This is a genomic window from Niveispirillum fermenti (assembly GCF_052474395.1).
Window position 1 is genome coordinate 467,596 of record NZ_CP156679.1, and the last position, 23,955, is coordinate 491,550.

Annotated in this window: 15 protein-coding genes; 8 read left to right on the top strand and 7 right to left on the bottom strand. The window is 64.9% G+C overall.

Going from position 1 to position 23,955, the window contains the following annotated elements; genetic code table 11:
- The 5 genes from ABC728_RS06425 to ABC728_RS06445 are packed head-to-tail and all read left to right on the top strand — an operon-like array spanning position 1 to position 6,657.
- The gene (locus tag ABC728_RS06425; protein WP_416619086.1) at positions 1-1,125 is read left to right on the top strand and encodes a hypothetical protein; all 1,125 of its coding nucleotides are present in this window, start codon (positions 1-3) and stop codon (positions 1,123-1,125) included.
- A gap of 16 nt (positions 1,126-1,141) precedes the next feature.
- Positions 1,142-3,133, top strand: coding sequence for a VWA domain-containing protein (locus ABC728_RS06430; protein WP_416619085.1), 1,992 nt, complete (start codon positions 1,142-1,144; stop codon positions 3,131-3,133).
- Complete coding sequence (locus tag ABC728_RS06435) at positions 3,130-3,936, top strand: ABC transporter ATP-binding protein (protein WP_416619084.1); 807 nt, start codon at positions 3,130-3,132, stop codon at positions 3,934-3,936. The genes ABC728_RS06430 and ABC728_RS06435 overlap by 4 nt, the downstream gene beginning before the upstream one ends.
- Positions 3,933-5,135 (top strand): hypothetical protein, encoded by a 1,203-nt coding sequence (locus tag ABC728_RS06440; protein ID WP_416619083.1) that lies wholly within the window; start codon positions 3,933-3,935, stop codon positions 5,133-5,135. Before ABC728_RS06435 ends, ABC728_RS06440 begins: the two co-directional genes overlap by 4 nt.
- Positions 5,125-6,657, top strand: a complete 1,533-nt coding sequence (locus tag ABC728_RS06445) for a formylglycine-generating enzyme family protein (protein ID WP_416619082.1) — start codon at positions 5,125-5,127, stop codon at positions 6,655-6,657. The genes ABC728_RS06440 and ABC728_RS06445 overlap by 11 nt, the downstream gene beginning before the upstream one ends.
- Before the next feature lie 108 nt (positions 6,658-6,765).
- Here the strand turns inward: ABC728_RS06445 and ABC728_RS06450 are convergent, their stop codons facing one another.
- From ABC728_RS06450 to ABC728_RS06480, 7 genes are all read right to left on the bottom strand, one after another.
- Positions 6,766-8,394 carry a protein kinase domain-containing protein gene (locus tag ABC728_RS06450; RefSeq protein WP_416619081.1) on the bottom strand — a complete coding sequence of 543 codons (1,629 nt, stop codon included), beginning with the start codon at positions 8,392-8,394 and terminating at the stop codon, positions 6,766-6,768.
- Positions 8,395-8,501: 107 nt separating this feature from the next.
- On the bottom strand, positions 8,502-9,152 hold the full coding sequence (locus ABC728_RS06455) for an OmpA family protein (protein ID WP_416619080.1): 651 nt from the start codon (positions 9,150-9,152) through the stop codon (positions 8,502-8,504).
- A 46-nt stretch (positions 9,153-9,198) separates the two neighbouring features.
- Entirely contained in the window at positions 9,199-9,603 is a 405-nt protein-coding gene (locus ABC728_RS06460; RefSeq protein ID WP_445376383.1) for a CHAT domain-containing protein, read from the bottom strand.
- A 2-nt stretch (positions 9,604-9,605) separates the two neighbouring features.
- Positions 9,606-10,763: a CHAT domain-containing protein gene (locus ABC728_RS06465; protein ID WP_445376384.1), complete on the bottom strand. Its 1,158-nt coding sequence runs from the start codon at positions 10,761-10,763 to the stop codon at positions 9,606-9,608.
- A gap of 81 nt (positions 10,764-10,844) precedes the next feature.
- Positions 10,845-12,587, bottom strand: coding sequence for a tetratricopeptide repeat protein (locus ABC728_RS06470; protein ID WP_416619078.1), 1,743 nt, complete (start codon positions 12,585-12,587; stop codon positions 10,845-10,847).
- A complete protein-coding gene (locus tag ABC728_RS06475) occupies positions 12,581-19,171 on the bottom strand; it encodes a two-partner secretion domain-containing protein (RefSeq protein WP_416619077.1) in 6,591 nt (2,196 codons plus the stop codon). The genes ABC728_RS06470 and ABC728_RS06475 overlap by 7 nt, the downstream gene beginning before the upstream one ends.
- Positions 19,172-19,206: 35 nt before the next feature.
- Positions 19,207-20,940 (bottom strand): ShlB/FhaC/HecB family hemolysin secretion/activation protein, encoded by a 1,734-nt coding sequence (locus tag ABC728_RS06480; RefSeq protein ID WP_416619076.1) that lies wholly within the window; start codon positions 20,938-20,940, stop codon positions 19,207-19,209.
- Positions 20,941-21,406: 466 nt separating this feature from the next.
- Here ABC728_RS06480 and ABC728_RS06485 point away from each other — a divergent pair, with 466 nt between their 5' ends.
- The 3 genes from ABC728_RS06485 to ABC728_RS06495 all read left to right on the top strand — a co-directional run bounded on the left by ABC728_RS06485 (position 21,407) and on the right by ABC728_RS06495 (position 23,940).
- Positions 21,407-21,766 (top strand): hypothetical protein, encoded by a 360-nt coding sequence (locus tag ABC728_RS06485; RefSeq protein ID WP_416619075.1) that lies wholly within the window; start codon positions 21,407-21,409, stop codon positions 21,764-21,766.
- Positions 21,763-23,100, top strand: coding sequence for a hypothetical protein (locus ABC728_RS06490; protein ID WP_416619074.1), 1,338 nt, complete (start codon positions 21,763-21,765; stop codon positions 23,098-23,100). Before ABC728_RS06485 ends, ABC728_RS06490 begins: the two co-directional genes overlap by 4 nt.
- 105 nt (positions 23,101-23,205) lie before the next feature.
- The gene (locus ABC728_RS06495; protein ID WP_416619073.1) at positions 23,206-23,940 is read left to right on the top strand and encodes a hypothetical protein; all 735 of its coding nucleotides are present in this window, start codon (positions 23,206-23,208) and stop codon (positions 23,938-23,940) included.
- The last annotated feature ends 15 nt before the right edge of the window (positions 23,941-23,955 follow it).

The window sequence follows — 23,955 nt, forward strand, 5'->3', positions numbered from 1 at the left end:
ATGGTGATCCCCCTTGAAATCCGCAACGACCGGAACCAGCCGGGCAGCGGCATTGCCGAACTGGTGGTGCCGCGCGCGGCCGGGCGCGCCACCGGCATCCTGCGGCTCATCATCATGCAGGCCGACGAGGAGGAACCGTTCCTGGGGCCCGCCGGCTGGCAGACTGGGTCCTTCGTCTGGCGGTCGGGCCATGCCTTTTCGCGGGATGGTGATCTGCTGGTGCCCATCGGGCCGCTGGTCACGGCACTGATCGAGGATTATACGCCCCTGCTGGTCCGCCTGCCCGACCTTGACCTGGAAGGCCAGTTGATGTGGAGCGGGGTCACGCCGCCGCCCAGCATGAAGGCGGGCCGGGCCGATCCGGGGGCCGATGCCGCCAGTTCCTTTCCCGGTGGCGTCCCGCCGCCGGCCATTATACCGGTTCCGGCTGCCCCGCCGCCACCGCCACCGGAACCGGAACCGCCACCGCCGCCACCGGAACCGCCAGAACCGGAGCCGCCACCGGAACCCGATCCCCCGGAACCCACCCCGGTGGAGCCCGTGGCGCCGGATGTGCCATCCGTACCGGCGGAGCCCGCGCCCGCTGAGCCGCCTGCCGGGGACACGCCCGACCCGTTGCCTCCGGGCGAGGAGAAGCCACCCGCGCGGCGGGGCCTGATCTGGGGTCTGGTCGCTCTGGCGCTGGTCGCCGGTCTGGGGCTGGCCTATTGGTTCACTGCCGGCGGGACGGATACGGATATCGACAGTGTCGATATTGTCGATCCGGTGATGCCGCCCGGTCTGGCCGAGCGGCATGCCGCCGCCGTAGCCGCCGCGGAGGCCGGCCGTTTTGATGAGGCCAGCACCCTTTTCCATGCGCTGGAGCGGGAGGGATACGGCCCGAGCCTGCGCTACATGGCGGAAGCGAAGGACAGCCTGGATTTCACCCCCGGCCTGTTCAACGCACCCAGCGACGTCGACGCACTTGTCTTGTACGAGCGGGCCTGTGTGGCGCGCGAGACGGGGGTGTCCGCCGTGCTGGATCGGCTGGAGGCCGCGCTGAGGGCCCGGGAAGAGCAGGGCGACGTCGTGGCGCGACAATTGCTCAACCTGCGCCTGCCGGCCGTCCGGCAAAGCTGTGAATGAACGGGGAGGATGGCCGATGTCCCGATACCTGCGCTCCTTGCTGATCCTGCTGTTCCTGGTCTGGCCGTCCGTGCCGCCGGCCATCGCCGCCTATCAGCCCCTGACCGTCGACGGGGTGCCGGGCCTGTTGCAGCGGGTGTTGACCCGGCCGGATGCCAGGCTGCTGCCGGCCGCGGGCGGGACGGGTGGCACCGTTCAGGCTGTCTTCAGCCATTTCTATGTGTTCGAACGGCGGGATGTGGGGGGGCAGGTCTGGCTGCAGGTCGGCCCGGATGCGCGCCGGGCGCCCACGGGCTGGATCGCGGAGGCGGCGACGGTGCCCTGGAAGCAGGCCGTGGTCCTGGCCTTCAACCAGACTGTCCGGCGCCCGCCCGCCCTGTTCTTCCAGGATCGCGCGTCGCTGGACCGGGTGCTGGGTGACACCGCCCGGGCCGAGCGGGTCGCCAACCTGCTGTCACAGGCCCGTTCGGGCCGCATCGATCCGGGCACGGGACTGGCGGCGATGGAGCCGCAGGACCGCGTTCCCGATTTCGCCAGCAGTTTCTACATGCTGCCGATCCTGGACTGGCAGAATGTCACCGTCCCCAACGCTCCGCCCAGCCGGCGCGACCGCAAGGTGCTGGAGGTGGCCACCCTGGTCATGCCGGCCGATCCGGCCGCACCGCGCACCCCCGATCCGGATGCGTTGCGCAATATGCGCTATGGCGTGGTGTTCGTCATCGACACGACCAAGTCGATGCAGCCCTATATCGACCGGACGCGCCAGATGGTGCGGACCATCGTCGGCCAGTTGCGCAATTCCCCGGCCGGAGATCGTATCAGTTTCGGCCTTGTGGGCTACCGCGACAGCCTGCGTGACCGGCCGGGGCTGGACTATGTCAGCAAGGTGTTCCATCCGCTGGAACGCACCTTCAACGCCGGTGCCTTCCAGTCGGCCATCGACGGGATGAAGGAGGCGGGCGTCAGTTCCGTGGGCTTTGCGGAGGATGGCATTGCCGGTGTCAATACGGCGCTGGCTATGCCGGGATGGGAGGATTTCGGCGCGCGCTTCATCGTGCTGATCACCGATGCCCCCGTCCGCGGGGCTGGTGACGATCGCAGCCAGACGGGAATGGAGCCCGACCATGTCGCTGCCAAGGCCGGGGCACAGGACCGGCTGACCGCCATCTTCACCATTCTGCTGAAAACGCCGGAGGGGCGGGATCATCATGGCCGGGCGGAGGCGCAGTTGGACAAGCTGGCCCGGTTCAATCCCACGGGCCGCAGCTATTTCCATCCCGTGGCCGAGGGCGATGTCGACCGGTTCGGGGCCGTGATCGACGGGATCGGCCGCGATGTGCTGGCCATCGGTGAACTGGCGGCGGGGGGGCGGACGGCACAGGCCGACAGCACCCGGCAGGGGGGGCAACCCGTGGTCGAAGCAGGATATGCCATGCAGCTTGCCTGGCTGGCCAATCAGCGGAACCAGACGGCGCCGGAGATCCAGCGCGGCTGGACGGCCGATTTCGACATGGCCGATCCGCAGGCGCGCGGTGCCTTCGACATGCATGTGCTGCTGACGCGCGCGCAGTTGAACGAGCTTTACCAGGCGCTGGGCGCCATCGAGAAGGCGGCCACTGCCCGGCTGGACGCGCCGGGCGGGCGCGACAGCTTCTTCACCCTGCTGCGTCAGGTTCTGGCCACGGCACAGAGCGATCCGGCCAGCCTGGACAGTCTGGCCGGTGGCCTGTCGGCGCGGCTGCCCGGCGATGGCGAGTTGACCAGCATGAAGGATTTGATCAAGGGGATCGTGACGGCCCTTCCCTATAACAGCGCTATCCTGCGCCATACGCCGGAAACGCTGAACGCGCTCAGCCCCACGCATATCCACGATATGCTGAACAACATCCGGGGCCTGCGCAGCCTTTACCGGGAGTTCTTCCGGGATGAAGGCCGCTGGATCAGCCTGAATGCCGGAGGGGGTATCGATGAGCGGGTCTATCCGCTGCCTCTGGAACTGCTGCCGTGATTGCAGGTGCGGTGCTGGAGGTTCGGGAACTGACCGCGCGCCGGGCGGATGCGGAACGTCGTTTTGAACTGCATGTGCCCTCGCTGTCGCTGTCGGCGGGGCAAAGAGTGGCCCTGGTGGCACCCAGCGGCAGCGGTAAGTCGACCCTGCTTGACACCATCGCGTGTGCCCGTGCCCCCGACCATGCCGTCCGCTTCACGCTTTCGGCGCCTGACGGGGCTGCGTCAGACAATGTGGTGCCGGGGGGAACGGCAGCGGAGGGGATGGCGACAGAGGGGATGGTCGACGTGCTGGCGGCCTGGCGCCGCCGGTCGGAAAGCGGGTTGGCGCGGATACGGGCCCGCCTGCTGGGTTATGTCCATCAGCGCGGCGGGCTGCTGGGTTTTCTGACGGTCGCGGAGAATATCGGCCTGTCCCTGCGGCTGGCCGGTATCCAGGACCCCGACCGGGCCGGTGTTCTGGCCGGCCAGTTGGGTATCGCCGACCTGCTGGACGCGCTGCCCGCTGCGCTGTCGGTGGGGCAGCGCCAGCGGGTGGCCATCGCCCGCGCCCTGGCCCACCGGCCGCCCCTGGTCCTGGCGGATGAGCCGACGGCGGCCCTGGACCCCGATCGGGCGCGTGATGTCATGGCGGCGCTCTGCGACATGGCAGACCGGCACGGCACGGCCCTGCTGGTGGCCAGCCATGACCGGCCGCTGTTGGAACGGTTCGGCTTCAGCCTGCTGACCATCCGGGCGCAGGTGCCGGCCGGCACCCGCCTGCGGGCCCTGGTCACGCCCTTGTCGGGGGAGGGCGCGGCGTGATCGGCCCCGGCCTCAGCCTGCGCGACATGGCCCATGACCGTATCGACCTGCTGACGCGCGTCTTCGCGCTGGCGGCCGTGCTGTTGCCCTTGCTCGTGCTGTACAGCCTGCGCCACGGCGTCATTGCCACCATGGTGCAGGACATGTCGGCCGACCCGCGCAACCGTCAGATCCAGCTGCGGGAGGTCGCATCGCTGGACCCGTCTTTCCTGGATGGGCTGCGGGCCGATCCGCGCGTGGAATTCGTGGTGGGCACGGCCTCTCCCATCGCGGGAACGCTGGATTTTGAACAGGCGGGGGATGGCATCGTGCCACGGGCCAGTGCGCTGGCCATGGCCAGCGGTCCCGGTGACCCGCTTCTGGGGGCATTCCCCCCGCCCGGACGGGGGGAAGTGGTGCTGACCCGGTCGCTGGCGGCACGGCTGGGTGTCCGGGCGGGCGACCGGATTGAACTGAACCTGTTGCGACAGCCGCGCGATGGCGGGACCGACCTGCTGGAACTGCCCCTGACGGTCGCCACCGTACTGGACCGGGCTGCCTGGGCGGAAGACGGGGCGCTGCTGGACCAGTCCCTGATGTGGGGCCTGGAGCATTGGCAGGATTTCAACGCCGTGCCGGCATTCGGCTGGCCGGGGCGGACGGACGGGCCGCCCTTCGTGCTGCGGAATTTCCGGCTTTATGCGCGCGACATGCCGGCCCTGCGCGGGCTTCTGGCCGATCTGGAGGATGGGGGCCTGCATGTGGCGGCCGACCGGCTGGGCGATTACGAGCGGGTTCTGGCGCTTGACCGGGCCCTGGGGCTGGTCTTCCTGGTGGTGGCGGGCAGCACGGCGGCCGGCCTGATGGTGTCATTGTCGGCCACCTTGTGGGCGGGCGTGTTGCGCAAGCGGCGGACCTTGAGCCTGCTGCGTCTGCACGGGCTGCCGGCCGGCCAGGCCATGCTGTTTCCCGTCATCCAGGCCACGGGCGTGGCGGTGATGGGCTGGGCCCTGGCCGTCATGCTCTATGGCCTGGTGTCGGTCCTGCTCAATCTGGCCTTGCGCGACCGGCTGGCGGCGGGGGGGCAGGCCAGCCTGCTGACCGTCTGGCATCTGCTGGCGGCGCTGGGCCTGACCCTGGCCTTGGCCCTGGCGGCATCCGCCCTGGCCGCCTGGCGCGTGACCCGCATCGAACCGGGGGAGGGATTGCATGATCCATAGGATTGGGGGCGCTGTCGCGGCGCTGCTGCTGTTGGGAATGACCCCGCCGCCGGCCGCCGGGGCCGGCTGGCCCGCCGACCATGCCGATCCGCGGCCGGCGGCGGGGGATGTGGCGCTGCCCATGCCCTGTGGTGGGCGCATGATTTTCCGCCGGGTGGAAACGTTCGGTCCGGCCCATTGGCTGGCCGACCAGAAGGTACGGCTGGGTACCGGTGATCCCGACCTGGGATTTCGCGAGGATCTGCGCTTCGATCATGTCGTGGGCGGGCTCAGCACGGGGGGCAAGCCCGATCGGCGTCATTTCCTGATGGGCAAGTACGAGGTATCGGCCGCGCAATATGCCGCCGTGATGGCCGGGTGCGACGCGCTGCCGGCGCAGGGCGGCCTGCCGAAGGATGATGCCGGCTGGTTCGATGCCGTCGATTTCACCCGCCGTTACAGCGAATGGCTGCTGGCCAACCACAAGGACAAGCTGCCCATGGAAGACGGGGCCCCTGGCTTCGTCCGCCTGCCGACGGAGGTGGAGTGGGAGTTCGCGGCCCGCGGTGGCAACCGGGTCCAGCCCGCGCAGGAGGTGGCCCGCACCTTCCCCATGGATGGCCCGTTGACCGATTATGTCGCCCATGCCGATCCGCGTTCCTGTGATGGCATGACCCAGTTCATCGGTTCGCTGAAGCCGAACCCGCTGGGTCTGCACGATATGCTGGGCAATGTCGGGGAAATCGTCATGGATGCCTATCGCTCAACCGCGCAGGGGCGCCTGCATGGCCAGGTGGGCGGCTTTGTCGTGCGGGGTGGTTCCTGCCTGACCTCGGCCAATGATGTCCGCACGGCCGAACGGCACGAGGAACCGTTCTTCGCGGCTGATACGGGCGGGGTCAGACGCCCGCCCTTCACGGGCTTTCGCGTGGTGGTGGGCATGCAGGTCGCCACCAGCCAGTCCCGCATCGAGGCCTTGAAGGCCGATGCCCGCCGCGGCGTCCAGGCCGCCGCACCCGTGGCGGTGGCCGATCTGCCGGCCGCGGCCCGTGCCCTGGCGGTCCAGGCGCCCACCCCGGCCATGGCCGACAGCCTGAACCGGCTGGCGTCCGAGATCGGGGCTGAAATGCGCCGCCGGACGGAGGTCGAGGCCGATGGTGCCCGCATGGCCGTGCGCAGCGCCGCCATGCTGATGCGCGGCTATCGTGACGAGATGGTGCAGGTCGAGAAGCTGGATGAGCAACTGAAGCTGCTGGGCGCAGAACTCCGGGCGCGGGGGGAAAAGACGCGGGACGCCTATCTCAACCGTGCCCGGATCACGGGCGAGGCCTATCTGTCACACTTGGTCAGCGCCACGGAAACCTTCGGTGCCGAGGCGCTGCGCCGGCAATTGCCGCAGGTGGAGGCGGCGCTGGACTTCCCCGGGGCGGAGGGGCTGCGGGCCATGACGCGCCGCTTTGTGCAGCATGCGCAGACCTATCAGCAGAAGCGGCCCACCGACCTCTCCCCCCTGCTGGCCGATTGCCGCCGGCCGCTGGAATAATAACAAATTGCGATGCGTTGTAACGCTTGCGCACGCATGTGCGCGCGCTGACGTCGCCGGATGGCGGTCACGCTTCTTGAACGTCAGTGCCTGGCGGGGCCTGCCCGTTCATTGATACACGGTCCAACTGACCAGGATTGCCCCCGGGTCCGGGTCCCAATCGGAATCCAGGGCGCTGATGAGGGTGTCCAGATCGGTCCGGGCCGGCAGGCGCTGTGTCCTGGGCATGCCCGTCCTGGCCAGCAGGCCCAGCACCAGCGACCGGCCGGCCGGCAGTGCAGCGAAACGCTCCGGACCGATGACGGTTGCGGTGCGCAGATCATAGACGGCATTTTCGCTCAGCTTCCGGACCTCGCCATTGTCCAGTATGACGAACATATAGACAAAAAAATGCCCCGCTATCGGTTGCGTGTTCTGCATCGTGACGTCAAGACTGCCGCCGGCCGACAGCACAGCTTTTGTCGTCAGCCCGTGATTGTCGGCCTCCATCCAGCGTGGCCGGATCAACCGCAGCAGCGTGCAGACCGATGATGAGAAGGATTGGACATTATCATCCAGCCACGTGCCGTTTGCTTCGCCCTTCAAGCGGTCCAGCAGGGCCTGCCAGCCGGCCCCATCATCACCGACAAGCCCGTCGATCGCCAGATTGTTGGGACCGACTTCCCGGACCCGCAAGGCCTCGCAATCGGTACCAGCCGACGCGGCAAGTAGCTGCCGCGCCTTATCGAGTGTCAATGGCGGGGCAGGCACCGGGGGGGGCGGCGGGGGAGGGGGAGTTTCATCAGAGGGGCGGCTGGGTGGGAAGAATTTATCTTCTATATCTTTATAAAAATAGATAAGGACGACGATGGAAATTAATAATAATAAAACAACAATAATATTAATTATACTTTGCCCATTATTATTGGATTTTTTTAGATTATTTATTAAATCTCGCGCGCTTTGAGGTCTACTATTTATATTATTATTAACCATCCAACGGACGTGATTGTTCCAGGGGGTCGGTAGATCGTCTGGGTTCAATGTGCTTGGCTCGCGGTCCCCCAGGATATAAGCGAGAATCTTCCCCAAGCTATACAGGTCAGAAGCCGGGCAATAGGTGTTGGGGTTGCCATGCTCCGGCGAACGAAAGCTCGCAGTGCCGACAACGCCGTGACGTGGGGCATGGTCTGGAAACAGAGCTATATCGAAATCGATCAGCCACGGATCCTTCGGGTTCCCGTTGCGCAGAATGATGTTCGCTGGGCTCACATCGCGGTGGTAAACGTCCTTGGCATGCAGGGCCCCCAGGGTTTTTGTCACCTGGAAGGTGAATGGATATATCCATTCTGCATAATTTCTCTTTGATTCATATTTATTAATATAATTTTCAAGTGTAATTCCTTCAATATACTCATAAATGTAATAATATATACTGCTGTATTGGCTGGTTGTTCCGTTCATGATTTTTGTTTTTATTTCTTTCAGAGAGTCAAATGATCTCTTATATTTTTCATCAATTTTCTTTATGATGTAAGTTTTTCTGTTTCCCCTTTTTGTTGCCTTATAAACGCCATCTCCCAGGCAATCGCTGATTTCGTAATCCTGGCCGATTGCGCTGTTCTGAACAATGTCCAATTCTGTACCTGTTTCCGGCGCCGTGCCGCCCGCCACATCTTTTATGGTTGGTGTATGGGAAGGACTTGTAGCCCCGATCTGATTATCGGCATCCGGTTTGTCGGTTCGTATCGCACACATGTTCCATTCCTGTAAAATCTGGAGAAACACTGGCCGCCTTGGCGAAAAGCACGGTGCCGGTTGCTGGTCGGATGCCGGTCTCTGGTCACCAGGGGCCGGCCGGCTCGTCAGGAGCCGCGTTGGCGTTTGACCGCCTGAATTTCAGTACGCCGGTGCCTGCCATCCTTCGGGTCGGAAATATGCGGAAGTGGCTCATCCCAGCTTTTCCCGGACCAGGATAGGTTCTCTGGAGCAGGCTTGTAGTTGGTTCTGAAGTTCCTCAGGACGGCGTCATGTACTGCCTTTGCTCGGTTCTCCGATAATGTGAGATTTCGTTGATAGATGCCTGTTCTGTTGGCGTGGCCTGTTATTTCATATAATATACCGGGATTTCCCGCGACGACCCCATATATGTTTGTAATTATCTTTTTGAAGTTTTCCGTGACTTGATATGAATTGTTATTAAATTCTATACCAAGCAAAACCTTGCCATTTTCTGGCGGGGTATGTCGTATCCGTTCCTGTACGGGCACGTTGTGTGCGTACATATAAAATTGTGCCCCACTTCTTGTTCCGCTGGCGATGGCCAGTGTGGAATGTTCCTCATCCACACAAGCAGGTGGCAACCATTCGCTTAATTCTTTCCAAATGACGCAGGCGTCATTTGCTAGCTCTTCTTCCGTATGTTGGAGGGAACTTGAGTTTCCTTGAGCGAAAGATGGATCGATTGTTAAGGAGATAATGATCGCTGATGCTCCGATTATCTTGATGATTTTCATTTCCTTCTCCTTCGTTCTAGGGATTTTATGATGAACTTCTATGCAATTATGTATCTGGTGTATCGAGTGCAATGTTCGTCATAGAAATTACTTGCGTGACATTTCCTGTGGCGATAAATGGAGCCCAATAATAAGGGTGTATATAATTGGGGAGTAAATCCTTATTATCTCCATTATTGTTTATCATGTGAAGCTGTGCGTCCCTCAGGGCTTTTGCCGGGGATTTATTTTCTTTTCCGATGATGGTCATCATCTGAAGAATCAGGTGTTTTGTGGACTGATCATTGACAGCCCAGGCGGAAACCACCAGGCCGCGGGCATTGGCATAGAAGAAGGCCCGCGCCAGACCGGACAGCGCCTCTTGTGATTCAACGCTTCCTGCTCCCCCGCTGTCACATGCGGAAAGGACGACAAGATCGGCGTTGAGGGTCATGTGCTCGATCTCGCTCATTGTCAACATGCCGCTGCGCGCGTCCGCGGGCTCCGGATCAGGGAGATCTGCAGGGCTGGCTCGCGAATACATGTGTGTTGTGGCTGTGGCAGAACGGCATGGCTGGCAAAATGGAGGATGCGATATCCGGCCATGTCACGGTTCATCAATGTCTGCCGCCGGAAGGAGGTGCCTGTAAGCGAACTGGACGCGGGCAGGTTCAGTCTCTTGCGAACTTCATCGATTTCCTCCGGTGCGTGAGGCAGCGGTCCCAGATTTCGGATCCATCTGGCTTCTTCCGCACAACGAAGCTGATCGGAATCGAGAAGACCATCAGATGACATCCCGGAAGCCGGAGGGGCGGCGCCATATGCGAGCATGTCGAATTGAAGGTCGGATGCCTGATCCGGTGTGGAGAAACCGATATAATATTTCTCCGAAGGCGTTACGTCAGTCGCCAGTTCCCGCAGAAGAACAAGACTTTTCAGGCTGCTGGCATGGGCGACGGCGACGGTATCGATCAGCCAGCGCGTTTGCCGCAACTGGTTCAACTCGCTTTTGGTTTCCGTGTCATTTTCCGTATGCCGGGATATGTCGCCGGTGACCAGGGCACTGAAGGGCAACCGGGCAAGCACATTGTCGGCGACGATGGTCATCGTCTCCACCCCCTGCACCCTCTGCATATCCTGACCGAACAATCCGACGTAAAGGGAGTGTGCCTTCGTCACCGGATAGGGTCGGATTTTCGAGCCCGGGGGCACCGCCACCGAGGCGATGATGTCGTCGACCCATTGCGTGGCCTGTTCCAGGGTCAGGTCGGTGCGCCAGGCCTCCATGGTGCGGTCGCTGTTGACGCGCATGCCATAGGTGTGCCGGTGGCCGACGAAGAAGGTCACGATCGCCTCGTCGGGCTGCATCTGGTTGAAAAGTCGCTCGGGCTGGATGATCCCCTGGGTCAGCAGCGCGGCGCGCGGCAGGTCGTTCAGTTCGGCCTTGATCCGTTCGATATCGGCCAGCAACTGTTGATTGCTGGTGTCAAGCTCGGCGATGCGCGGTTGAGAGGTATCCGGCATGCTCAATGCCAACCGGGCGTGTTCGTCCCGTTGTCGCAGAAGCCGCGCTTCCGCATCCTGCTGTTGCCGCCGCAGCCGGTTGGCGCGGCGGTTCTCCCAATCGCGCAATTCCCTTTCCGCCTGCACAAGAGTTGTGCCGCTACGGGCCTGCCGTAATGTCTGGATGAGGGCGCGTTGCTCGCGGATATGCTAAATTTCCTCCTCTTCGGAGATGGTATCGGTTGGGCGGTTTTCGGCGCGGGTGGCGGCGGCGGCGATGGAACGGGCCGTGGCGCCGTCCCCCAGCAGTTGCTGTAGCACCAGCATGCGCTGCCGGAGACCGGCGGCGTCCGTACCCGCCCGCCCGCTCTGTTCGTAAAGGGTCGCGATATAGGGCTCCAGCATGTCGATGGTGGCAAACTGTTCATGCTTCAGCAGCAGGTCCGCTCCCTTCTCGAAATGCTCAAGCGCATCATCGGTCTTGCCCCGCAGCTTGTAGGCCTTTCCCAGGCGCAGATGCGCCACGGCCAGCGGCCGCTCCTGCATGTTCAGCTTGTTCAGGATGCGGATGACCTGGTTGAGGTCTTCAATGGCGGCACCGATGTCGTCGGGAGACGGTTCGGGCTCGTCCAGGGCCAGATAGGTCATCGACCGTGTCCGCAGCATGAAGGCGACGATGGCCTGTTCCGATGGCGTCTTGTCCATGCCATTCAGCATTTCCAGCGTCTGGCGAGCCCGGATGGCAGCGTCCTTCGGATTGCCCGCGGTTGGTTGTGCCTGCGCCTGGGCCTTTGGCGGGGAAGGGGGGCAGTCCGTCGGCATCGCCCGCGACCGCGTCGTGTTTTCCAGCCGTTCCCGGTATTGCAGTTCCGCCTTCAGATACAGCAGGGTCTTCAGAACCTCGTCGAACTGGGCCGGCGTCAATGTGGCCTGGGTGGGGGAAAGGGTGACCTGCACGTTCAGGGCGTCATGCCGCCGCCCGGTGCGCGCCGCGTCGGCGTTGGCCCGCGGATCGGTCGGGTCGGCGTCCTGCCATTCCAGCCGGCTCCGCAGCCAGGTTTCCAGCTTTGCCAGGGTGGAATGGGCGCTTGCGAAACAATGCATGTTGGCATGGTGCATGGCCAGGTGAACGCCGTGCGCAATCGATGGCTGGCCCCGGAACAGCGCGTCTGCGTCCCTGAAATATCGCTCCGCCTCCGGCATGCGGCCCTGGTTGGACAGGATCAGCGCCAGGGGCAGCAGAATCTCCGTGGCGCCGGGGCTGTTGGCGCCATTGACCTGCTGATGGATTTCCAGGGCCCGGCGGAAGGCATCCTCGCTTTTCACATATTGCTCGGCCGCCGCGTATACGCGGCCGTCATCCATGTATCGTTCATAAAGGATACGGCTGTCCCCGCGGGTGGGGGTGGATTGGGGGGCGGTCGCCAGACGGCCCGAGGCGACGCCGATCGCCTGGAGAAGGGCCGGCTGCGCCGACCCCTGGCCGATGGCATAATACTGGCGCTCGCCGATGGTGACGGTCAGCGCGACATAACCCCAACTGGCATTGACCGGGCTGCAGTGCCAGATGCGGCCTTGCGTGCCGGCGGCGGGGAAGGGCAGGGGTTCTTCCGGTCCGCAATTCAGCACGCGCTCACGATAGCGGTTCCACCCCGCGGCCACGGCCTCGTTCGTGGCCGATGCCACGAAAATCTGGTTGGGGGCCCGGTCCAGCCGTCCGCAGGCGACGCTGATGGCCTGGTCGGCGGGGATCTCCGGCGGTGTTTCGCGGGTGGCCCGCGCTGAGCATTCCCGGCCATCGGTGTCCTTCCCGACGGGGGACCACACACCCTCCCGCGGGGCGGCCGGTGTGTTTCCCACCGCCGCGGGGGGCAGCAGCAGGGCCAGGGCCAGCAGGCCGGCATATCGCCACCGGGCGGGGGCCGGTGCGGAAGGCTTCGGTCGGCTCACCATAGGTCTTCGTTCCCCCGTCCCAGGGTCAGCGGCAACTGGCTGTCCAGGCTGACCGGTTGCTGGAAGTTGATGCTGTAGGTCTGTTGCGGCACCGATAGCGCCGGAATGGGAATGACGATGCAGGTCGGGCTGCCCACGGCGCAGCCGTTCAGCCGCATGTCGTTGCTGCGCGGAATGTCCTTGCGCACGATCTGGGCCGCCACCGGATCGCTGATGCCGTTGATGATGCCTGTCATATCCATGCGCCCGCCAAAGCCGGAGATGGTCAGTCCGCCCAGGTTGATGTCGGGCCGTGTGCTGCCCGGCACGCCCTGGACGCTGCCCGTGCCGATCCACCAGGTGACCGCCGTGTCGGCACCCGACATATGGCTGAAGGACAGGTCGCCGCCGTGGGCCAGTGTCGTATTCCCGCCCGTGCTGGCGCCCGCATTGGTGGTGTCCAGGCGCACGGTGCGGGCCAGCAGCCGGACCTGACCGGTAAAGGTCTGATCCCCGGCATCCGCGCCTGCGGCGTTGCCGGCCGTGCGGACGATGATGCCGGCATCGGGCGACTGCCCCAGAACGATATCGGGTGCCGCCACGGTCAATGACCGCAGCGCCTGCGATGCCGCATCGCCGCTGCCGGCCTGACCGATATCGCCGCCGAACGTCACGGTGACGCTGCCCGTCACGCTGAGGGCGGCCGGACCGGTGCCCTGACCCCCATTGGCCGCCATTGCCGACAGGATGGGGCCCGCGAAACGGATATGGCTGCCGCGCAGGGCGGTGTCGCGGGCCAGGCGGACATCGCCCCGGTAATCCTGCGTGCCCGTGGTTTCCACGAGGGCGGCTGCGATGATGGCCGTGCCGGCAACGTCCAGCCGGGACAGGCCGATATCGCCGCCCAGGCGGGTTGTGCCGCTGCTTTCCAGGAAAAGCGCGTGCGTGCCCGTCAGGGTGCCGTTGAAGTCGGTGCCGCCATTGCCGGTGCGGACCACGCTGTCCCCGGCCAGGACCGTCGCCCCCGTGGTGATCAGGCCGCTGGCCGTGTAGCGGCCGTTCAGGGTGATGCCCGGCCCCTGGGCGGCGGATCCGGTCAGTCGCATCATTCCGGTGGTGGCGGCATCGGCCAGGGTGATCCTGCCCGCCGTTGCCGTCAGGCTGCCCGATGTCAGGCTACCCTGCAGGGTCAGGTCCTCCGCGGCCATGGCGGTCAGCGCCGCCTGCCCGCCGGATAGCGGCCCCGTGGCCGTGATATTGACGGCATAAAGCTCGGTGTTTCCGGTCAGGCTGGCGGCTCCCAGTGTCAGGCTGCCGCCATCGGCCCGCACCAGCCCGGCCAGGGACAGGTCGCGCCCTTCCATGCGCAGGTCGGTGTTCCCGGCGAAGGTGAAACCGCTGGTGATGGACAGCGCCCCGCGATGGGCCAGCGCCACGCGGCCGCTGCCGCCACCCGCCAGCGAGAGCGCGAAACGGCCCGTGCTGGCGACCGTCCCGGCCTGGACGGCCCCGGTGAAAATGGCGCTGCCGCCGGCCTTGTCCAGGGACAGGGTCGCCACGGTTTCCAGGTTGCCGATGCTGTCGGCGCCGGTGCCGGACAGGCTCAGGTCATGGCCATTGCCCGTGATGGTGCCGGCCTGCGTGCCGCCGCTGGTCACCTCGGTGCCGCCCGACAGGCCGGCATCACCGATATCCAGCCGGTGGGATGCCGCGTCGATCCGGCCGGCCAGCGTCAACTGGCGCCCGGCCCATGACAGATCGGTATCGCTGCCCAGTCCAAGTCCCGCCGTGATGGCCAGCCTGCCGCCATGGCCCAGTACGGCGCTGCCCACCTGGCCACCGGCTGCCAGGGTCAGGTCGAAATCCCCTGCCGTGCGGAGCAGGTCGGTTTCAACCCTGCCCGCCGTCAGGACGCTCCCGTCACGCTTGTCCAGCACCAGGGTGGAAATCCCGGCCAGGGCCGATGTGGTGACCATGCCGTTGCCGGTGATCGCCAGTTCGTGCCCTCCGCCGGTGATGGAGCCCGCGTCGATCGCCGCACCGTCGCTGACCAGCGCCGTATCGCGCAGCAGGACGGCATCGCCCAGGGTCAGCGTCTGTGCGGCGCCCGCACCGATCGTGCCGCCAAGCGCCAGGCTGCGCCCCGCTCCGGCCAGAACCCCACCTTGGGTGAAGGTGAAACCGTCGGTGATGGCCAGTGATCCCGCATGGCCCAGCGTCACGCTTCCCACCGTGCCGCCGCCGCCGATGACAAGCGCGAAGGTACCGGCTGTCACCAGCCCGTCCAGCGCCGCCGGTCCGACCAGGGTGACGCTGCCATCCGCCTTGTCCAGGATCAGCGTTCCGATCCCCTCCAGCGCACCGGCCCTGTCGGTGCCCGATCCGGTCAGGCCCAGATCATGCCCGGCCCCCTGGACAAGGCCCATGCGGCTGCCGCTGCTGTTCAGCGTCGTATCGCCGGACAGCAGCGCATCGCCCAGGGTCAGTTCACCGCCGGCCGTGATGGTGCCGCCCAGCGTCAGGCTGCGGTCCGGTTGCGTCAGGTCGGCGGTCCCGGCGAAGGCAAAGCCGTCGGTGACGGCCAGACTGCCCGTATGGGACAATGCAAGGTCCCCCACGCTGCCACCACCCGCCAGCACCAGGGCCAACCGCCCGTCGCTGCGCAGCAGGCCCGCTTCCAGCGGACCGGCCAGGCGGACGCCGCCATCCACCTTGTCGATGGACAGGGTCCCGATCCCGGCCGCACCGGCCAGCGTGATGTCGCCGGCACCTGTCAGATCCAGGTTGAAGCCGTTGCCGGCTATCCCCCCGGTCTCCAGGTTGCCCCCGGCCTCCAGCGCTGTGCCGTCCGCCAGCGTCACGGCGCCCAGCCGCGTTTCCCGCCCGAAGACCAGCCGCCCGTTCACCGTCACGTCACCCGTTTCCAGGATGTCGTCGCCGCTGGTGCTGTAAAGGCCGGCATGCAGGAACCGCGTGCCCGTTCCGGTCAGCGCCAGCCTGTCCAGGCCCGTGCTGCCATTCAGGACCAGGGCGCCGCTGCCCGTGTCGATGGCCAGCGTGGCTCCGGGCGCGCCCGTGATGGCGGTGGCGAAGCCGGCAGTCCCGCCGCCGGTGCGGATGGCCGTGGTGCCGGTCACCAGGATGCCGGCATCGGGCGCGATGGATGACAGGGTGAAATCCCCGCCGCCATCTCCGCCATTGCCGGTATCATAAAGCCCCCCCGACAGGGTCACGGACCGGTCGCGATAGGTCTGGTTGCCGGCCGTGATGACGCTGCCGCCCAGGACCAGCGTGCCATGGTCGCCGTCGGGCATGCCGCCGCTGTCGGTTTCCAGCGCGGCCAGCGCCACCCGCCGGCCGATATCGGCATCGAACCGGGTCAGGCCCCGGCTGTTTACCGTCAGCCGCCGCAGCGGCGCGCCGGCCGCGGAATTCACCGTCTGCGCGAAGATGGCGCCGCCGCTGCCGGTTGTGACCAAGGTGTCGGCGCCCAGGATGGTCTGCCCGCCGGTGCCCAGGATGGCGAACAGGTTGCCGTTGCTACCCCCGGCATGGGTGGCGTACTGCCCGCCCGCCAGCAGGACGGACCGGTCACGGTAGAGCTGGGTTCCCGTCGTGAACACGCTGCCCAGCAGTTGCAGGGCGCCATTGTCCAGTGCCGGGTCCCGGCCACTGTCGGTTTCGATCGCCCCCAGGGCGGCGCGGCCGCCGACATCGCCGCGGAAGATGGTGGTACCCAGGCTGTTGACCGTCAGGGTGCGGAGGTTCTGGACGCCGTCGGAATCCACCCGGCCGGTGAAGGTGACATTGCGGCTGCCCGCCTCGATCCGGGTGGAGGCACCCAGGATGCTGTCGGCGAAGCTGGTATCCTGGCCCAGCGTCAGCACGCCGGCCAGGGTGACATTGCCGAAGATCAGCGGCGTGCCACCGGCCAGGGCATAGGTGCCCGTCTGCAAGGTGACCGTCCCTGTCCCGGTCAGGTTCAGTGCCGCCACCCCGGCCACGCCGCTCAAGACCAGCGGCCCCGCCCCCCGCGCGATGGTCAGCACGGGGGCCGTCCCCGGTGCCGGCACAGCGGCGGCCTGGATGCCGGTGGAAAGCTGGATGCCGGCGGCGGCCCGCAGCATGGCGTTGCCGGCCAGATCCACGCCGCTGCCGGCCAGGACCGCCTGGAAGGAGATGCCGCCCGTGGCACCCGTCGTCTCGTAAAGGCTGCCCGCCAGCCTGACCCGCCGGTCCCGATAGATCTGGCCGTCCGTCGTCACGACATTGCCGCGCAGCTCAAGCGTACCGTTGTTCTGGGTGCCGGTGCGTCCCCTGTCGGTCTCCAGAAAGGCCAGGGCCGCATTCTCTCCCACGCCGACATCGGCCTCGAACAGGGTGGCTCCCAGGCTGTTGACGGTCAGTGACCGGACGGGATCGGTGCTGGCCGCATCGGCCATCACGGTCCCGGTGAAGGTCACGTCATGGGTACCCGCCTGGATGATGACGGGACCGGCGATCAGGCTGTCGCCGAACCGGGTCGCCTGCCCCAGGGTGATGATCCCGTCCAGCGTCACGGCCCCCAGGTCCAGCGGTGGTTCGGCCGTGGTGGCATAGGTGCCCGTGTTCAGAAGCCGTGTGCCCGTCCCGTCGAGCATCAGCGCCGACGCACCGGATACGCCGTTCAGGGTCAGGGCGCCGGCGCCATGATCCAGGGTCAGGGCATGTCCGCCCCCCGTCACGGCGGCCAGGCTGATGCCGCCGGGCGCCGGGGTGGCGGGGTCGATACTGGTGGCCGTGCTGGTGATGATGACATCGGCTTCCAGCGTCACCCGGCTGGAAAGCGTGGCCAGGCCGCCTGTGGTGATATCGGCGCCCAGCCCGATCCCGCCCCCGATCCCGCCCGTGCCGGCGGTCAGAAGGATGTCGCCCGTGCTGTCGGACCCCAGTGCTGCGGCCACCTGGATGCGTCCTTCGGCATTGTATCCCGCCCATTGCGGATCATGGGCGGCGTGGAAATTCAGGGCCGCACCGCTGCTTTCCACCGTGGCGTTGATATTGATGCTGTCGCCGGCCTGGAAGGTCACGCTGCTGGTGGCCGGGTCGGCGAAGTCCAGGGTGGCATCGATGGTCAGATTGCGCGACGCCTGCAGGACGACATTGCCCGTCAGGTTGCTGACCAAGCTGGCGGTCAGGGTGGCGTTGGTATCCTCGTCGATGGCGGAAAAGGCCAGCGTGGCGTCCAGCACCAGGCCATTGTCCGGCCCGGCATCCGCAATGATCAGGTCGCGCGGGTCCAGCAGGATGGTGCCTGCCCTGCCGCCGGCCTGTGTCCCCACATCGACGCGCCCCTGGAACACCAGATGCTCGCGCCCCGACACCTCGACAAAGCCGCCATCGCCACCCGCGGCCCCGCGTGCGCTGATCGTGCCGCCGAACCGCGTCACCTCTTCCGACCAGACGACGATGTCACCGCCATCGCCCCGGGCCATGGCATCGGCGCGTATGGTGGCGCCGGGGTCGACATAGGTGCGCTTCGCCGCGGGGGTGGTGCCGTCGCCGCCCCGGACCTCTCCGCCGATACGCACCTGTCCGCCGCCGGCCCTTCCCGACACGTCGATGCGGGCCTCGGCCATCAGGCCGACCATGCCGCCATCGATCCGCACCTGTCCGCCCTGTTCCCCGTCCCTGGTGCCCGTCGCCGCCAGCCGGCCGTGCAACTCGGCCCGGCCGCCATCGCCCGCGTAAAGGATGATGCTGCCATCCCGCACATCAACGCTGTTGGCTTCCACCCCGCCGGTGACGCGGATGATGCTGTCCAGAATGCCGCCGGCCTGTGCGGCGGTCATCAGCACGGTGCCGCCGTCGGCGCTGATCAGGCCACCGGCCTCGATGCTTCCGCCCGCTGCACCTTCGGCCACCTCGAACGAAACCAGCCCGTCGCCCTGGAAATCCACGGCGAAGCGCCGGCCCGTGGCCAGTGCCACGGTGCCCAGTCTCGCCGCGATCACGCCGCTATTCTCCACCGCCGGCGCCATCAGGGCGGCCAGCCCGGCCTCGGCCACGGTGATGGTGCCGGCATTGCTGATCCGGGCCCCATCCACGGGGCTGGCCCGGTCGAAACGATAGCGGCCCTCCAGGAAGTCGCGGTTGGCGATGTCGGCGGTGGAGACGACCAGCGTGTTCACATCCACGCTGGACCCGGCCGCGAAGACCACGCCGTGCGGATTGATCAGGAACAGCTTGCCGTTGGCCGTGACATGGCCCGCGATATGCGACAGGTCGTTGCCCACCACGCGGTTCAGTACCACGGCATTGGCGCCGGGCTGATGGAATTGCGCACGCTCGCCGGCCGCCAGGTCGAACCGGTCCCAATGGATGATGGCGCTGTTGCTGTCCTGCTGGATGGTGGTGACCCCGGGGGCCGTGGCCGTGATGCTGGCCTGGCCGGCCACCACCTGGCCGCCCGTCGGGCCGGCCCCTGCCGGCATGGCCATTGCGGCCAGCGCGACACCGATCGCCGATCCCGCCCGCAGCCGCGCCGGCAGGCCGCCATAGGGCCGCCGGTGGCGCACCGGGCGGGGGCAGGGCACGCCGGCCATGGCGGTGATGTGGGTGTGCATCCGTCCTCTCCTGTTCTTGGCCGGTTGTCCGGTGCCTAGAATTTGCCGGTCAGCTTGATGGAGACCTTGTCCTTGCCCAGCCGTTCGCCGATGGCGGCTGTGGGGTTGCGGGACAGCCGCCGTGCATATTCGGTCTCCAGCTCCGCGAAACGGCCCAGGCGCAGGCGCATGCCGCCGCCCAGCGAATGCAGGTGGCGCCGTGGCGGGTCGCTGTCGGCGATGTTCCAGACCGTGCCGTAATCGTAAAAGCCGTAAAGCCCGGTGGAGGAGCCGGCCAATGACCAGTCCAGCGACCGGGTTGCGACCAGTTCCAGCGAACCGCCTGCCATATGGTCGCCCGTCAACTGTCCGTAATAATAGCCGCGGCCGATCTCCATGCCGCCCAGTTGCGCCTTCTGGCTGGGGGGCAGCACGTCGAACGCATATTGGCCCACCAGGCTGGCCACCAGGTCGAGATCGACCGTCCCCCAGCTTTCAAGTGCCTGCCGGCGGGTGATCCGGGCCGACAGCTTGTCCATCTCCGGCGTGCTTTGCGGCCGCGCCGTCAGGGCGGCGTTGCGGGGCGTGGCGCCGAAGATATGCAGGCCGCGATCGAAGGCGGCGGACAATTGCGTGGCACCGCGCCAGCCATCCAGATAGGAAAGATCGGCTGACAGGCGCAGCACGCGCAGATGGCTTTCGCTCAGCCGCTGGCTGGTGGCATCGGGCGGGTTCAGGTCGATATCGGCATTGTTCACGGTGACGCCGGCGGCCAGCGTCAGGTTCGTGCGCCGGCTGCGGATCACGGGATGCGACAGCGTGGCGCCAGCCACCAGCACCGTGCTTTCAAACCCGGCCTGGCCCAGTGTGCCGCCGGGGCGGGAGGGGCCATAGCCGCCATGCACGCGCAAAAGCGTGCCATCCAGCCCGACCGGCAGGGTGACGGCCAGTTGGCCGTAAAGCTGTTCCTGACCACCGGCGGAGAACAGGTAGGCTTCCACCCGCTCGCCCAGGGATGTCATGGCGTTCAGGGACAGGCCGGCTCCGATCTGCCACGGACCGACGAAGGATGATCCGCGATTATCGATATTGGCGATCCCGGAATAGGCCGTGCGGGCCACCTCCAGCGTCAGGCGCACCTGGCCGTTCCGCCGGCTGTCCGGGGCGGCGCTGAACCGGGCGCGCACCGCGATGCCGGGAAGATCCTGGATCAGCAGCAGCAGCCGTTCCACATCCTGCATCCTGACGCCCGTCCGGTCTTTCAGCCGCCCGGCCATGGCCAGGATGCGCCCGCCCACGGGCCCCGCATCGCCTGCAAGCTCGATATCGGTGATCACGCCTTGCACGACATCCATGTACACGGTTTCGCCATCCTCGCCCGGCGACAGCGTCTGGGGCCTAAGGATGACGCGGGTCAGGAAATAGCCATGCTTGCGGTACTCGGCGGCCAGCCTGTTCCGGATGGTGAACAGGGTGCTGACCGTGATGGTCTTTCCCTTGTATTCCTCGTAGATCTTCGCCAATTGCCCCGGAGCCAGGAGAGGCGTGTCAGCGGGCGCCGTGTCGGTCAGTTCAATGTCCCGCAGCCTGAATGCCGGGTCCTGCGGCGAGAGATAGGGCAGGTCCTCATCCACTTCCGGCCAGTTGAAGGCGGCGGCAGGCCCCTGGGGGCGGTTCTGCTGCATCAGGTTCTGCGGCAGTTCCGGCTGCGTTTGGGGGAGCCCTGGCGGCTCTTGTGTCTGGGCCGATGCTGTCACCGGCCACCCCAGCGCCAGCGCCAGCCCCGTCATGCCTGGCCCCGGCAGGCGCCCCCTGCGGTGATGGTGTTGGGCGTAAGGAAGGGTGCATCGATTTATATGCAGAAATCTTATCATGATTATCCACTTATCAATGATTTCCGATGCTTTCCGCCCATCGCAGTCAGCCGTTCCGGGTGGTTCCGGCCAGGGATATGCATTAGGGGATTTGCAATTGTGGAAGAAGATGGATATTTCTAAAATTCATTGTGCATAACGGAAAGAAATTCAATCCAAATTATTAATCAAAATGAAAGAATAATAGAGAATTCGATTATAATTATAATCACAAAATAAATTTCTGCTGGATTGGGTTAATTTTGCAATTACTCTTCGTTGAAGGCTCATGTAGAAATGTGCCATCACCGTGCTGTCCGGTAAGCCATGTCCCTGTAAGGGGGCGGGCGGCCGGTACCCTTCCGGCACGGTGTTCCATGACAAGCGACAGTTTCGGGGCTCCATGCTGCGGATCGATCACGATCAGGTGAAGGTGCTGGAGGCGGCGGCCTGGCCCGTTTGGGTTGATCGTCATGCGGAGCAACTGGCCGTGCTGTTGCCGGAGGTGGCGGCGCTTTATCCCGGACAAGCTTTCCGGGATATGGTGGACGGATTGCTGCGGCGGGCGGATCTGCACGGCATGGTCACCATGGGGGAGGCGGTGGCCTACCTCTATGCTGCGCTGACGCTGGGCATCGGCTTCGAGACGCGGTCGCAACTCGCCTGGGTGCCCGCTGCCCTGGCCGCGACGGGAGAGAGCCGCGCGGCCTTGCTTTGGAAAGGGGTGGAACAGGAAGCCGGACGGGCGGAGGCCAGGACATGAGGGTCGCGACCAAACCGTTTAAGGCCAGCGCCGTTGCCGCCGCCAACGCCGAGACCGCGCGGAAATACAAGCCCACCCCTAACCCCGGTGATCCCGAATACGGTGCTTTCCAGCAGGATTGGATGGACCGCTACGTCGCCGAAGGGGGGGGATATACAACGCCCACGGCCGAGGCACGGCAAGAACGGGTCCGCCAGGACCGTGCCGTGGCGGAACAGAATGCCGGCACGCGGGGGACAATGGCCGCCTGTCCGGTCGGACCGCAATTATCGGCCCACCCCTCTGCGCCACCGCCCGTGGCCGACGATAAATGCCCCTGCAAGCTGTCTTCCTTTGATGTCCGATGTGGACATGGCCGGGCGGCGCGGGACAACCTGTTGATGGTGGTCGCGGATAGCGTTGCCGGTGACAAGGTCAGCGTTGCTGCCCTGGCCGCCGGCGACTGCGGCGACCGTTTCCGCCTGCGCGTGGACGGTACGGACATCGACCGCCGCGAGCCGGGGACGGCGGAATTCAAGATACGCGCACCGGCCGCCGCCGGCATCCTTCCGCACAGACTGCACAAGGTTTCCCCCACCATCCGCATGGTCAGCGTCCAGACATGCGGCGGGGTGGGGCGGACGGTGAAGGTGGCGGCATATCCGTCGGGTCAGGTGAAGTTCTCCGTCGATCTGCAGAATCTGCTGGATCGTTTGAAAAAGCTGTCGAAGGGCCTTCCCGTCGGGGAGGCGTTCAAGGTCCGTACCTTCCGCGGGCGGCGCGAGAAGAACTGGAAAATCAGGGAGGGCAAGGAAATATCCCTTACCGCGCAATGGGAAGAGGATGAGGGCAGCCATCTCGCCTATTGCTCTTTGAAGATGACAGGGTCGCTGGCGCCATTTCTGGGTACCGATGCTTCATATCGGATTCTGGCAATTCCAACACCGCCACTGATCAACAAATATTTGAAGGCCGGCTTCTTTCTCAATATTGCCTTGGGGGTGGATATCGAAGCGAATGGTATTCGCACATATTGGCCTCATAACGGAAGATACGAATCGAAATCAATTTCAATAAGAGTGATTGGTTCCGGAAGCGTAGAGCCTGCAATAGAGCTTTTAGTATTAAGTAAAGATATATTAAGGGCAAGTTTTTCTGGAATATCGAGTATCGAAGTAAATGGCGGTGTTTATGCTTTGGATGGTGAGAATCCAAAAATTAAAACAAATTTCGTATTTTCTCCTTTAAGGATCAACGTAGAATTTAAGATGGCTTGGGGTTTGATTAATTATGAAAGGGAGTGGAATATATTCAATGAAATAAAAGATGAAATTAGCGAAATAAATCTATGGTGAATAATATTAATTGAAGAAAAAATGTGCAATTTTTGCGAATTATTTTAATCAAAATCAATAGAAAATAAATAATAATTCGAAAAATGGAGGTCGGATGTGACTATAATGGTCCAGCTTCATGTCGACAGTCACGCGGGCTCTGTGCCGGCCCGGCTGACGATTTGGGTGAATGGCTTTCTGCTGGTCAATGACCTGACGGGAGAGCGCAGCAGCAGTCGGTTGGAACCCTATATCCGTGCCGGCGAGAACCTGTTGGAGGTGGAGATCACCGGCGCTGTGGATGACCGCGTCACCGTGGCTGTGCAGATAGTCGATCCCGATAACGGAGACCCCGGCCGTTCGCTGGTCTCGATCACCCTTCCCGCCGCTGGGGAAAACCCTTTCAAGGCGTCGGAAAGGTTCGACCTGGCAGGTCCCTGGCCGATCTGGTTGTGGACGACGTTTCCCTCTGTGATGCGTCCGGATGATCCGGATATTCTGCTCAGCGCCCGTGCCGTTGTGGCCAGGCTGGCAACATTGCTGGCCAGGGGGCCGGATACCGAACTGCTCGATATGCTGCGCCTGAAGCATGATGAGATCGGGCTCGCCTTGGATATCGGTGGTCCGCACATGGATGCGGGCCTGCGGGACGGGCTGGCGGCATTGCGCCGGCAGGACGGGTTCCGGGTGGAAATGGCCCGTTCCGCACAGTTCCGCTTGTCATGGTCGTCTGATCTTCGCCTTGCCCGTGCCCTGCGGGCTGACGGTACGGATGCCATCAGGATCGGTGCAGCCGGGCGGATGGACGGGTTCGAGGTGACGCTGGGCTGTCCCGACGGCACCTGGCAGGTTGTCCGATGAGGCAGCGCCGGGTGA